At 60.2% G+C, this 13307-nt stretch carries 12 protein-coding genes; all 12 read right to left on the bottom strand.

Annotated features, from left to right (window positions below; translation table 11 throughout):
• Positions 1-18 precede the first annotated feature (18 nt).
• The 12 genes from U6115_RS20415 to tagF all read right to left on the bottom strand — a co-directional run bounded on the left by U6115_RS20415 (position 19) and on the right by tagF (position 13295).
• Positions 19-726, bottom strand: a complete 708-nt coding sequence (locus tag U6115_RS20415) for a tetratricopeptide repeat protein (RefSeq protein WP_059184244.1) — start codon at positions 724-726, stop codon at positions 19-21.
• 15 nt (positions 727-741) lie between these two features.
• Positions 742-1758 (bottom strand): type VI secretion system baseplate subunit TssG, encoded by a 1017-nt coding sequence (gene tssG / locus U6115_RS20420; protein ID WP_047236394.1) that lies wholly within the window; start codon positions 1756-1758, stop codon positions 742-744.
• Positions 1722-3581 (bottom strand): type VI secretion system baseplate subunit TssF, encoded by a 1860-nt coding sequence (gene tssF / locus U6115_RS20425; RefSeq protein WP_047236374.1) that lies wholly within the window; start codon positions 3579-3581, stop codon positions 1722-1724. The genes tssG and tssF overlap by 37 nt, the downstream gene beginning before the upstream one ends.
• Positions 3582-3818: 237 nt before the next feature.
• Positions 3819-4286 (bottom strand): hypothetical protein, encoded by a 468-nt coding sequence (locus U6115_RS20430; protein ID WP_146008432.1) that lies wholly within the window; start codon positions 4284-4286, stop codon positions 3819-3821.
• A 245-nt stretch (positions 4287-4531) separates the two neighbouring features.
• Positions 4532-5008 carry a hypothetical protein gene (locus U6115_RS20435; protein ID WP_146008431.1) on the bottom strand — a complete coding sequence of 159 codons (477 nt, stop codon included), beginning with the start codon at positions 5006-5008 and terminating at the stop codon, positions 4532-4534.
• Positions 4986-6257, bottom strand: a complete 1272-nt coding sequence (locus U6115_RS20440) for a hypothetical protein (RefSeq protein ID WP_146008430.1) — start codon at positions 6255-6257, stop codon at positions 4986-4988. The genes U6115_RS20435 and U6115_RS20440 overlap by 23 nt, the downstream gene beginning before the upstream one ends.
• A gap of 37 nt (positions 6258-6294) precedes the next feature.
• On the bottom strand, positions 6295-9069 hold the full coding sequence (locus U6115_RS20445) for a type VI secretion system Vgr family protein (protein ID WP_101527491.1): 2775 nt from the start codon (positions 9067-9069) through the stop codon (positions 6295-6297).
• A gap of 104 nt (positions 9070-9173) precedes the next feature.
• Positions 9174-9611 carry an OmpA family protein gene (locus tag U6115_RS20450; RefSeq protein WP_157889412.1) on the bottom strand — a complete coding sequence of 146 codons (438 nt, stop codon included), beginning with the start codon at positions 9609-9611 and terminating at the stop codon, positions 9174-9176.
• Positions 9612-9688: 77 nt separating this feature from the next.
• Entirely contained in the window at positions 9689-10186 is a 498-nt protein-coding gene (locus U6115_RS20455) for an Hcp family type VI secretion system effector (RefSeq protein WP_043581346.1), read from the bottom strand.
• 62 nt (positions 10187-10248) lie between these two features.
• Positions 10249-11727, bottom strand: coding sequence for a type VI secretion system contractile sheath large subunit (tssC, locus tag U6115_RS20460; RefSeq protein WP_043581347.1), 1479 nt, complete (start codon positions 11725-11727; stop codon positions 10249-10251).
• Positions 11724-12239 carry a type VI secretion system contractile sheath small subunit gene (tssB, locus tag U6115_RS20465; protein ID WP_043581348.1) on the bottom strand — a complete coding sequence of 172 codons (516 nt, stop codon included), beginning with the start codon at positions 12237-12239 and terminating at the stop codon, positions 11724-11726. The genes tssC and tssB overlap by 4 nt, the downstream gene beginning before the upstream one ends.
• 36 nt (positions 12240-12275) lie before the next feature.
• Complete coding sequence (tagF, locus tag U6115_RS20470) at positions 12276-13295, bottom strand: type VI secretion system-associated protein TagF (protein ID WP_043581350.1); 1020 nt, start codon at positions 13293-13295, stop codon at positions 12276-12278.
• Positions 13296-13307 lie beyond the last annotated feature (12 nt).

A 13307-nucleotide genomic window follows, 5' to 3' on the forward strand; every position in this document is an offset into this window, starting at 1 on the left:
TAAAGGTATGGATTCAAATCATTCGTCGTTGGCGGCTGCGGCCGGCATCATCTCGCCCAGCCAGCCTCGCAGCGCTGCGCATCCGTTTTCGTCCAGGTCGGCCAGCATCGGCGCGTACCAGTTGAGCAGCGCCTGGTCATCCAAGCATTGCCGCAGCAAGGGCCAGCTGTTCTCCAGGAAGACCGGGAAAAACGGCACGCCGCGCTGCTGCAAAAACTGGTCGTCGGTGATCTTCAGCTGGCGGTACAGCTCGCGCAGCCAGGCGAGGTAGGGCAGCGTTTCGCGCGCATGGCCGGCTTGAGCCAGCGCCGCGATGAAATTGACATAAGCCGCCGCGCACGGCACCTCGCGGCTGGCGTGGTTCAGTTCATCGAACTTCATCAACCAGGCCTTGCCCCGCGCCACCTCGCCGGCCATCACCGAACAACTGGCCAATTGCAACGCATTGCGGGCTGACGGCTCCAGCTCGAACAGCTTCTGCCAGCAGGAAAGCGCCGTGCTCCACTGCATCTGCCGGCTGCTGGCCAGCGCGCACAAGCGGTAGGCGTCGGCGCGCAAGCTGGCGGACTTCGCCTCCAGGTGGGGCTGCGCCAGCTTCAACGCCTGCTGCCATTCCTCGCGTTGCAGCGCGTCCAGCGCGGCGCGCAGCTGCGGCGGCGCATCCTGCGGCTCGGCCAGTTGGATGGGCATCGCTTTGCGGCCCAGGATGCGCGACAGAATGCTCATGGCGTTTCTTTCCGATCAGGACAACAGGGTGTAACGCATATCGTCGGGATGGCCCGCCGGCTTGCCCAACCAGCCATCGCCGCCCAGGCGCAGCGACGCGTCGCCCAGCACCGCCGCCGCGACGTCGCGCTTGTCCAGCACCAGGCATACCTCCACCGCCAGCGCGTGGCCGAGCGCGAACTTCATCAGCGCGCGCAGCGCCTGCGCGCCGGCGGCGTGCGGCTGCAGCGCGTCGAACTGCGCGCGCCGCAACGGCCCCAGCCGCAGCTTGAGTTTGGTTTGCCTATCCCAGATGCGCTCGCCGGCAAAGGCGGAAAAACCCAGCTCGCAGCCTTCCATTCCCAGCTGGCTCTGCTCGGCGCGCGGCACCGGCAGCCATTGGCCGACGAACTGCTCCAGGCTGGCCGTCACGCCGAAGAAGCCCTCCACCAACGTGGTCAAGGCTTGCGCCGACATCGGCTTTTGGCTGAGCAGGCCGGCGTAGTAGACGAACATGCGCTCGTCCAGCTCGGCGCCCGGCCCCATCTGCTGGCGCAGCTGGCCCAGGCCCACTCCGCCCAGGTCCAGCAGATTGCGGGTGAAGCCGTCGCGCTCGCCGGCTTCGACATTCACCCAGCTGCGGTATTTGCACCAGGCTTCGAAGAACAGCGCGCCGGCGCGGTGGCTGAACAGATCGAAGAAAGCATGCATGGTGCTGTCGCGGTGGCGCAGCTTGCGCTCCAGCAGCAGCTCGGTATAGGCGGTGGGCAAGGCTCCGCTCGGCCCGGTCAGGCCGAGGAAGCTGATGGTCATCTCGTCCTGGCCGCCGCTGCCCGCTTCCGCCTGGCGGTAAGTTGTCAGCTCGCTGGCCGGGAACGACAAGGAGGCCAGCGTGCGGAAACGCAGCGCATCCGGCAAACGGCCGCGCTTGGCGCCGCGCTTGCGCCCGGCCAGCCCCAGCAGGCGCACTGCCTGGAAGAAGCCGAACTGGCTGGCGTCGGCGGCCAGCTCGCGCGTCAGATCACGAGGGCTTCGCCGGCTCGGGCTGGCCATACCGCCACCTCCTCGTTTTGTTGCACGGTTTCCACCCGCAGCCGGGTGAAGCTGTTGGGCGCGCAGTACAGCGCGAAGAAACGCTCCAGGATGGACGCGAACAGGTAAACGCTGCCGCCGACATAATAATCGGCGTCCAGTTTCAGGCGGATTTCACTGCCGCGCACGAAGCCGGCGAAATCGCGGCCGCTGACGCGGGTGACCGCCGCCTCGCTGTGAATGCCTACTATGCCCTGGATTTGCCGCACGTTCACCGGAGAAGCGGTGAGATTGTACAGCGCCAGCATTTCCTGCAGGGCGGCGCAGCCGGAGTCGACGATGGACATGTAATTCAGCGACAGGTGCGAGATCAGCCGCCACTGCACGGCGCGGCCCAGCGGGCTGCGCTGGCTGGCGGACGGCTTGCGCAGCAGCCTCACCCGCTTCACCACCGAATGGCCCGGCAGCGAAAAATCGGTGCGCTGGGTGGACTGGCTGCCGCCGAACGGAATCTGCTCCGGCAAATCGCGGTTGCTGCACAGCAGGTCCAGGCTCAGCACCTCGGCCGCCGGGCGCACCATATTGAACGCCAGGTCCACCAGGTGCAGCTCCAGGTCGGTGCCCTTGTCGCCGGCGCGCGGCGAGCCCTCGCGACTGGCGTGCCAGTAGAAGCGCGGCGCCTGCTTTTCGCTGCCGTGGCGGGTGGCGTAGAACGGCGGCACCTCCTCGCTGCTTTCGCCTTCGCCCGATTTCTCCACCCGCACCACGCGGCGGATCTGGATCGCCTCGTAGGCCAGCGGCTTGCGCGAATCCGCCAGCACCGCGTAGCCGGCCTTCTGGTGGCTGACGCGGATGGGCTCGGCCGGGTGGTTGAACAGATTGACGATGGGCGCGCAGCCCAGCTTCAGATGATGGGCCTGCAACTGCGCCTGCAGCCGGTGGTGGCGCTCGCTGTCCGGATAGTCGGCCAGCACCAGTTGCAGCACCAGCTTCTCCCCTGTCAGCCGCGGCGCCGCCTTGGCCAGTTCGCCGATATCGACGAACAGGAATTTTTCCGGGTAGCAGAAGTATTCGGTCAGCAGCCGGTAGCCCATGAACGAGCGCTCGTCATACTCCAGCATGCCCTCGTCGCGGCCGAAGCCCACCGGGCGGATGGCCGAGGCCGGCAGCAGCGCGCTGCGCGCCGGATCCTCGCTGCCGTCGCCGACGCGGATGCGCAGCACCTTGGACAACAGCAGTTCGTACAGCAGATGCATCAGCGCCGGTTCGCCGTCCAGGAAGAAGCGCAACGACTCCAGGCCGATGTCGCTCACCGCCAGCCCGCCGTGGGTGTGGAATTCCAGCGTCAGCAGCGCCGCCGCGTCCGGCGCCAGCTGGCGCAGGTAGGGCGAGCCGCTGGTCAGCTCCAGCTTGGCGTTTTCCAGCGACAGCGGGTACAGGTCCACCGGGTAGGCGCTGCGGAATTTGCACACCACGCCGCCGATGGCCGGCGCATGCACCGGCTGGCCGCGCTCCACGCGGTAGCGCTTGGCGATCTCCGGCCGCGCCGGATCGCACTCGAACTGCACGATGGTGGCCGACGGAATCGGCTGCAGATAGTGCGGGTAGAGCACGTCGAGGAAGCTTTCCGCCACCTCCGGGTATTCATCGTCCAGCTTCTTGTGGACGCGCGAAGCCAGCAGCGCGAACGCCTCGATCAGCCGCTCGGTGTGCGGGTCGGCGCACTGGTCGCCCTCCATCTGCAGCCGGCCGGCTATCTTCGGATAGCGGCGCGCGAATTCGCCGGACAGCTCGCGCAGGTGGCCGAGCTCGCGTTCGTAGTAGGGGAGTAAGGATTCGAGCATATGATTTCTATATTGTATTGACTTGTGAACCTACAAGCCTATCCGTGGCAATGCAACAATTTCATACTCACAAGCCGCCAAACTAAATTGCATATCTTCCTTCGCAACAAGCCTTTTCAAACCAGTCACTCGCAATCGAAATTTACTCTTTATCTTTTCCATCCGTACAAAGAGTGCGAAATGGACGAGCTCCAAGCATAACTTCCGCAGCATTATCCATATGCAGCCATTTTCATCCTATTGCAGCACCGCCGCACACTTACTGTTAAATCCCAACCCTGCTATCCCTTCATACAACCTGCACTCATTGGCTTTCCCGCCATACAGCAGACAACCCCACCTGGGTTCCGAAGGCTCTATTTCGCTTATTTCATAGACGTACTGGTCATCCACCACAAGCTTGTAATCCGCATCGTAAAAAAGACCATGCGCTTCATAATCAGCAAAGCGAATAATCAAAGTGGGTGCGGTATTCTCTAGTGGAGAAAATATATGCAAATTAAACTTACTGCTAATCTGAATCGGGTCAATGAAACCACCACCTTTTCCATATCGATACAAAACAACTCGATGAGGCAATACTCCGTGCCAGCCGACAACATTCACACTATTTCCAAAGTATTTACAAGATTCCGCATGAGCATGCCCCAATAAAAAAGTAATTGAAACTACTAAAACATGGCTAGCAAATTTCAACATACTCACAGCGATTACTTTCGAAGAAAATTAAAGCATCAACAACAATGACAATTTCGCTCTTCACCGCAGAATACCCGATTAAGCCCTAAAATCTGAAAAGACTATAATTCAGGATAAGTCTGCGAAGTTCAACACTCACCAAAACACAATGCAATCAATACCTGAGATCCGTGAGTTCTATTCATAAAACAACTCCACGCTGGACACACCCATCCAAACTACTACTTACAAACCGACACCAACACCGCGCCTTACTCCTTAATCATCTCCGCACATTCCCGATTAAAAGCTATCCCTTCACCGCCGAATATTGTTTTACAGCTATTCACTCTTCCCCCTCCAAGCTGACATCCCAACGACACTCTTGTTTTTTCTAATTTCGAGATTTTAAATTGATACCCTTCTCCCAGTATCAGTTTATAATCTGCATCAACAGGTAAATTTTTTTCACCATAATCAGAAAATTTTACAATTAAAGTAGGTGCCTTGTTTTCCTTTGGCCACCAAATATCGGCTCGATAAGTCTCCTTGCTGACCTGGATAGGATTAGTAAAATTTCCATTTGCCGGATAGCGGTATAACACTGCCTTTTTCGGCACCTCTCCCTTCCAATGCTGGATGAAAAAATTATTTACCAAATTTTCGCACTCACTAGCCTCAGCGCAACAAGACATCAACAGGCTGCCGCAGCAAAACATCACCCATCTAGAAAGCTTCAATATAGCCATAATAATTACTCTCAAAGGCACTATTATCAATACCACTAGGAGTCATCACCGTTTTACTTGCCGGCCGCCCCAACTCTCCATCCAAATTGTACTTCCTAATGGTTTCAGGGTTATAGCCCCAAGTATATAATTTAAAACTTACCTGATCAGATCCATCCAAAAGACCTCCCTCATATACAACCCAATGCGAGTCTTTAAGATTACCAACGCTATACCCTGATTCATTCTTAATCATTCTGGCATCTATCATTAAAAGAATCTGATGTCCTTTGTTTTTAATGTCATCAATACTTTTCAAATCAGCAAGTGCTGATAGCACATCCTCCCCCTTGTAAGAGAGCGCCTTTTTCACAACAGTTCCAATTAGGCTAATACCAACAGCACTCACATTCTCGTACCCAGCAATTTTTTTGACGAGCCCTTCCATCATTCCAGGCCAGTTAATCGCTGTAAACTGATCCCAATTTCCCGTCTCAATACCATGATATCCTAAATTACTTTCCGAGCTTCTTGTACCTGCAAGCACAATCCAATCGGCCTCCCACATGCTCATATTTTCATAATTGCTACTATTCGGCTTAACCTCATACATCGAACTAGACGGTTCAATAGAAAAATCGTCTATTTTGCACAAGCCTGTTCGATGTAACTCATGTGCAATTCTTCTGTAACGATCAGGACTTCGCTTAATCGTCACATAGTACAACGCTGCCATCCCACATAAACTGCTACGCCCTTGGTCAATACGCCATGGTTCTTGCATTCTATCTTTAACCTGGGACTCCACCCGCTTGGCATCAAACCAACGAAATCTATTATGCACAAACTGCACTAACTCACAGCTCTGATCTGGATCATCCAAATAAGCTTTAACCTTTAAATCACAACCACAAAAATCTGGATTATCTATTTCTATCTTTGCCCTGCTACCTAAGTTACCCAGATCTTTCCTAACCATCTGATCTCTTGATGTATCAGGACTTTCATACTCAATAGCCCAGCAATATTGGCTACCATTAGCAGGCTCATCACCATTCATCAAAGTAATAGCAAACTCATACTTTTCTCCATAAATCATAGCCTTCTGAGTCTTTTCTCCAGACCCATCATTACTTGAACCGTCACATAGTGGCGTCAGCAGAGTTATTTTACGCGGGACCCTAATAACAGTTACGTTAGGCTTTTCAGAGTTAGAAGACTTAAGAGAATCTTGATACAAGCTCTGTCCTTCAGCGGTAGTGGCACTCATCCAATTGATTCCTTTATGGCTTACCGATGCTAGGCATCTAGCATTTAACTCTTCTTTTTGACGTAATCAAATGCAAATGCAACTTCTCTGCCGCATCAGGATTTTTGACGACATGAGTAAAACCACTACCATCCGTAATACCCAGTTCCACCTCACCTGACTCGCGGATTATTTTGTACTTCTGCTTGGCCAATGGCTGGCCTGTGTGCTCGTCAAGAACTTGATATTTGTTATCAAACTTGGCATCTGGCATAGAGTTAAACATTTTCCCCAGGCTCGTCCCTCCGCTCCAATCATGGCTGCCGCCCTTGAAACTGACCGTGCCCGGCGCATGCAGCTCGATCTTGCCGTCCTTGATCCGCACGTAAGCGCCGCCGCTGGTCAGCAAGATTTCCTGTTTGCCGTTGAGGTGGATCTTCTGTTTCACCGAGGTGATGGAGAGGTCTTGATCCGCCGTCAGCTCCATCGCGTCGCTCTGCGCCTGCACTTGCACCTTCCCCTTCGCCGCGATCAGCTTCAGCGCCACCCTGTCCTTCACCCCCGCCACGAACAGGCTGAGGTGCTGGCCGACGTTGTGGATCCAGCGCCGGCCGGTGGTGTGGTTGGCGTCGCGTTGGGCGATCAGGTTCAGGTTTTGCCCGGCGGAGACGGTTTGGCTCTGCTCGGTCAGGGAGGCGATGCCGGCCGGGCCGGACAGCACCAGCAGCGGCTGTTGGCCGGCTTGGTCCTGGGCGGTTTTGCCGTCTTTGTCGGTGTTGCTGCCGGCTTCCCAGGCCTTCAGCGCGTCGGCGTGGTGTTGCAGGTGGCCTTGGGATTTCTTGCCGGTTTTGGCGTTGTCCGCGCTGATTTCGTCGGGGCCGGTTTCCATGCTGTCGGCCAGTTGGCCGCTGGCGGTTTCGGCCAGCGCTTGGGATAGGCTGAGGGCGGCGTCGAGCTGGCTTTGGGCGTGCTCGCGCGCCAGCTGTTTGCCGGATGCGCCGTTTTGCGCTTCGGTGGACAGCAGCAGGCCGTGGGCGGCGCGGATGGCGCCGTGCTGGTCGGTTCTGAGTTCGAAGCCGTCGCCGCGCGGCTGGGCTTTGCCGTTGCTTCTTGGGTGGGCGAGGTAGCCCTGGTTGAGCTGGGTCTTGCCCGCTTCGCTGGATAGCTTGGCGCGCACTTCGCCGGGGGTGTCGTCGAACAGCAGTTCGTTGTAGCCGCCGCCCTGGTGTTCCTTGGATTTGATGCCGGACAGGGTCTTGTTGGCGGGCAGGCTGCCGGCGCTGCTGAAGTCGGGCGTGGGGTGGCTGCCGTTGTACAAGACGCCGGTGATGACGGGGCGGTCGATGTCGCCTTCGATGAAGTCGACCAGCACTTCCTGGCCGATGCGCGGGATGAACTGGTGGCCCCAGCCGGCGCCGGCCGAGGGCATGGCGACGCGCAGCCAGCAGGAGGATGTGTCGTCCATTCCGGCGCCGATGGTCGGGTGTTCGTCCGGCCGCTGCCAGTGGAATTGCACCTTGATGCGGCCCTGGGCGTCGGTGTGGACTTCTTCGCCGGCGGGGCCGACCACGGTGGCGGTCTGCACGCCGAGGCTGGTGGGCTTGGCCGATTCGGTGCCGGCGTAGGCCGGCGTCAGCGGGATGCCGCGGCGCTGCGCCTGGATCTGGCTGGCGAAGGGGGCGGCCTGGCTGTCGCTGTCGGCCAGCAGGCTGGGGGCGAGGGCGCGCAGTTGCTGGGTCAGCTCGCTGGGCAGGTTGTTGCGCGCTTGCAGCGTCTGGCCGGTGACGACGAATTCGCGCTGTTCGTGGCTGTCGGCTTCGTGCGCCGGGTGGTCGTCCAGGCGGAACCATTGGCCGGCGGTGAGGCCGCGGACGGCGCCGCCGCCTTCGAATTGTTTGGCCTGCAGGTCGTGCGCCTGCTGGCGCAGCCGGGCGTAGTGGCTCAGTTGGTCGGCGTCGCCGGCGTAGTACAGGCCCTGCGGGTCGTAGTCCTGCAGGCTGGATTGCAGCGCCTGGCCGCCCTGGCCCTGGTCGATCTGGCTGCTGTCGCCGCTGTGCTGGGTGGACACCGGCTGGTAGTCGAAGCTGGCCAGCGCGACGTTGCCGGGGACGATCTGGCGGCTGGCGTGCCAGGCGGTGAGGCCATCCTCGTCTTCGGTGGCGTCGCTGCGGTGGAAGCGCACGCGTTCCACCTCGGCCGGCGGCAGACTGTAGGCGTCGTCGAACACCACCAGCTTGACCTGGGGCGTGTCGCCGTCGACATGCTCGAAGCGCCAGGCGTAGCCTTCCTCGTGCAGCAGGCGGACGATGAAGTCATAGTCGCTTTCGCGGTATTGCAGGCAGTAGCTGCGCGGCTGCGCCGGGCCGACCTGGATTTCGATGGCCTGGCCGCGGGCGAAGGCCGGGTTGGCGGCCTGGTGCTCTTGCAGGATCTGCTGGACGATGTCGGGCACCGTCAGGTCCTGGAACACCCGCGAGGTGCGGCGGTGGCGCAGCAACGCGAACGGCGGCTCGATGGTCAGTTCGTAGCGGGCGAAGCCGCCGTCGGCGCCCAGCTGCCGGGCCTGGGACACCACGCCGCAGCGTATCGTCTCCTGGCCCTGGGCGTCGGCGATGCCGAGGCGGGCGGATTGACCGAGCAGGGTCTTGAGTGCGATGGCGCCGTCGGGCGACAGGCAGGTCAGGGTGAAGCGATAGGGCCGGGACACGCCTTCCTCGCCGTCCAGGCTTTGCGGCAGCAGCTGCTCGGCCGCGACATGGCCGTCGCCCAGTTGCAGGGTGAGCTGGCGGCGGTCCTGGGTGAAGGCGGAGGCGAAGCTGGCGAGGAGGTCCATGGGCATTCTTGTGCGAATCGATAATGACAAGCCGCGCCGGCTATCGCTTGCCAGGCTGATGGGGCGATAGGCAACGGAGCGGCTTCAGTGCGGATCAACCGCGTTTAGTTGCTGACCAGCAGGCGGACGGCGTGCAGCGGGCGTTCGGTGTCGAAGCGCACGGTGATCTTGCTGGACGGGATGTCGGCCATCAGCAGGTATTGCCTTACCGCGGCGGCGCGCGCCTGGGCGGCGGCCTTGGCGTTGCCGATATCGTTGCGGTAGCAGTGGCCGCGAATGATGATGGATTTGGCGGATTTCAAGCTCGGCAGCAGCAGGTCCAGCTGGGCTTCGCCCACGGGAGTCAGCTTGCCGCTCATTTTCTCAAACGGAACCAGCGTGGAGTCGGCGGCGTAATTGGCGGCGGCGGCTTTGGCGATTTCAGCTTTGGCCTCATTGGCGGCGGCTGCAGCCTGCATTTCGGCCTGTTGAGCCTTGGTGGGTGCCGTCTGACAAGCGCTGCACAGCACGGCGACAGCCACGGTTATCAACAAACGTTTCATAGCTACACTTCCCCAAGTGACTAAAAAAGGCTTAAAACCCGCCCGAGAACGGGCGGGTCGGCATTCCATCGCTGGAATTAGGCGATAACTTTGTTCGCGGTCAGGTCCCAGCCGGCGCTGACATTGCCGCCGCCGGCGCCGTCGGCGCGCTTCTGCTGGGTGTAGGTCCACTTGATCTTGCCGTAGCTGAAGCTAACCTTCTCCGACGGGAAGCCGGAATCGGTAGCGGAACCTTGCGGCTCAACCTTGGAGATCAGGACTTGTTCCATCTTGATTTCCATGTACTTCACCTTGTCGCCACCCGCGCGGCACAGCTCGATGGTGATGTCCTTGATGTGCTTGCCGGTGCAGCAAGCTTCGTAGATCTTCGGGCTGGCTTTGTCCAGGAAGTGGGTGATTTCGTACACGCCATGGTTCACGCGCTCGGCGGTCGCGCCGCCGGCGGTGCTGGCGGAAGCCTGGGCCGGTTGTTCCAGCTTGTGGCTGAACGACTGGATTTCGATCCAGTCTTTGTGCTTGTCGTCGCCGCTTTCACCAGGAATGCCATCAATTTTCAGGAATGCATCAAAAGCCATTAGTACTTCTCCTTACATGGGTCGATAAACGGGGGCGTTCCACCCCCCTAGCTAGCAAAGCGTCAGCCCGCCGGTTGCGGCAACTCGGCTACCAGACGCAATGAAATGGTCAGCTCGTCCAGCTGGAAATGCGGACGCAGGAAGGCGGCGGCGCGGTAGACGCCCGGCTTGCCCGGCACTTCCACCACGTCGACGCGCGCTTCGCGCAGCGGATACTTGGCCTTGGCTTCCTGGCTGGCGGAATCGTCCAGCAGCACGTATTGGGCCAGCCAGGTGTTCAGGTAGTCCTGCACGTTCTGGCGCGAGGCGAAGCTGCCGATCTTGTCGCGCATGATGGATTTCATGTAATGCGCGATGCGGGAAACCGCGAAGATGTACGGCAGCTGGGTGGACAGACGCGCGTTGGCGTTGGCCGAATCGGTGTTGTAGGTCTTGGCCTTCTGCACCGACTGGCCGCCGAAGAAGGCCGCGTAGTCGGTGTTTTTGCAGTGCACCAGCGAGATCAGGCCCAGATCGGACAGCAGTTTTTCGGTGCGATCGGTGATCGCCACTTCGGTCGGGCACTTCAGCGCCACTTCGCCGTCGTCGGTCTTGAAGGTGTGCGCCGGCAGGCCTTCCACCAAGCCGCCGCCTTCCACGCCGCGGATGGCCGCCAGCCAGCCGTACTGGGCGAAGGCGTCGGTCAGGCGCGCCGCATAGGCGTAGGCGGCGTTGGTCCACAGGTATTTGTCGTGGTTGCTGCCATCGACGTTTTCCTCGAAGTCGAACTCCTCCACCGGCACATTGTCCTTGCCGTACGGCAGGCGGCCCAGCACGTGCGGCAGCACCAGGCCGACGTAGCGGGAGTCTTCGGATTCGCGGAACGATTTCCACTTCGCGTATTCGACGGTGTCGAAGATCTTGGCCAGATCGCGCGGCTTGCCGATGTCGGCGAAGGTTTCCAGGCCGAACAGGCCCGGCGCGGCGGCGGAAATCAGCGGCGCATGGGCGGAGGCCGCCACGTGCGACAGCTCGTCCATCAGGTAGAAGTCTTCCGGATGGCGGGTGAATTCGTAATCGCCGACCAGCGCGGCGTAGGGCGCGCCGCCGAAGGTGCCGTACTCTTCTTCGTAGATTTTCTTGAACAGCGCGCTCTGGTCGAACTCGGCCGCCGCCTTGAAGTCCTTGACCAGGTCCTTCTTCGACGCGTTCAGCACCTTGATTTTCAGCTGGGTGCTGGTTTCCGACTCCATCACCAGGTACTTCAGGCCGCGCCAGGAGGCTTCCAGCTTCTGGAAGTCGCCATGATGCATCACATTGTTCAGCTGGTCGGTGATCAGCTGGTCGATCTCGGCGATGCGGGCGTCAATGCTGGCGGACAGGTCGCGCGATACCGTCACGCTGCCCTTCAGCACCTGGTCGACCAGTTCGCCGATCAGGTCGCGGGTATGGTTCTTTTCGCTGTCATTGGTGGCGATGCGGCTTTGCTCGATGATGCTGTCGAGCAGGCTACCGCCTTCCGCCGCGGCCGGAGCCGCCTGTTGCTGCAGTTCCGCGCTCATTGCTCGCCCCCTTCCTGCTTGCCGGCCTGCTGGCCGATCTGGCGCAGCTTCTCGGTATCGCGCACCACTTCGTCCAGCAGTTCTTCCAGCTTGTCGTTGCCGGCCAGCTTGTTGCGCAGGTCGGCCAGGCGGGTGCGCGCTTCCAGCAATTGGTTCAGCGGGTCGATCTGGCGCACCACGTTCTGCGGTTCGAAGTCGGCCAGGTTGTCAAAATTCAGCTCCACCGACAGCTGGCTGCCGTCGTCCTTCAGCGCGTTGTCCACCTTCATGGTCAGGCGCGGCGCCATGCCTTTCAGCACTTCGTCGAAGTTATCGCGGTCGATCTGGACGAACTTGCGCTCCTTCATCTTCGGCAGCGGCTCCTTGCTGTGGCCGGAGTAGTCGCCCAGCACGCCCAGCACGAACGGCAGTTCCTTGGTTTCGATCGCGTCGCCAATTTCGACGTCATAGGTGATCTGCACGCGCGGCGGACGTACCCTCGACAGTTTTTTCTGAGTGCTTTCTTTACCCATGGTTTTTCTCTAGATGTTCAAAAGGTTCAAAAATGACTACGCGATATTGCGCGACAGACTGGTTAAAACCGTCCGCAGCTGCGCCAGCGACAGGCCCGGATCGTTCAGTTGCCGGCCCAGCACGTACGCCGCCTCGGCATAGGCCTGGTGGCTGCGCCACGGCGCCTTGGCGTCGTTGATGTCGACGACGAACTTGGCGTCCGGCTGGCTGCCCCAGCACTGGCTGGCGATCTGCTCGTTGAGCCCGGCCGGCAGCAGCACCAGGAAATGGCCTTCCGGCCGGCGCAGGATCAGGCACTGCTCCTGCGCGTCGCCGTTGTCGTAAGTGGCGGCGTGATACAGCGCCAGCCAGGTGACGGCGGCCAACACGTTCTCGCCCTCCACCGCCGGCAGCGGCAGGAAGTAGGCCTGCACCGGCAGGCTGTCGCGGAATTTGCGCAGCAGGCGGTGATGGAACACGAAGGCCAGCAGCACCGACTCCAGATCGCCGCTGCCCGCCTGGCTCAGGCTTCGCCCCAGCTCCGACGCCGGCGTCACCGCCAGGTGTTTTTCCAGCAGTTGCTGCGCCAGATCGATGTCGGCCACCGACGAGGCGCCGAAGCGCAGCTGCTCTTCCAGAAACTGCTTGCAGGCCAGCATCTCCACCGAATTGTCGATGGCGCTGGCCAGTTGGTCCTTCAGGCCGGTGAAGAACAGCTCGTTGGCCAGCAGCAGGATCGCCGTCGGCGGCAAGGCGGTGTCTATCGCCACCAGCGACGCCGCCACCAGCGGATAGTTGCGGCCGCCTTCATCGCGGCTGGGCTGGATCACGCCCAGCGACAGCCAGTTCTGGTCGCGGCTTTGCAGCACGAAGGAGGTGGCCGGCATCGCCAGATAGCGGCGGGTGCTGTCCTCGTTGAACTCCATCCGCTGCAGGCTCTGCGCCAGCAGTTGATCCAGCTGCATCGCCGCCGGGTGGGTGGCATTGACCCGCACGAAGTCGGCGCGCCGCGGCAGCTTGCCGAAAATGCAGAACTGCGGGGGCACTTCCTGGGTGCGCTTGAAATTGAACGCCATGCCGCTTATCTC

This window comes from Chromobacterium subtsugae (assembly GCF_035919665.1).
Taxonomy (GTDB): domain Bacteria; phylum Pseudomonadota; class Gammaproteobacteria; order Burkholderiales; family Chromobacteriaceae; genus Chromobacterium; species Chromobacterium subtsugae.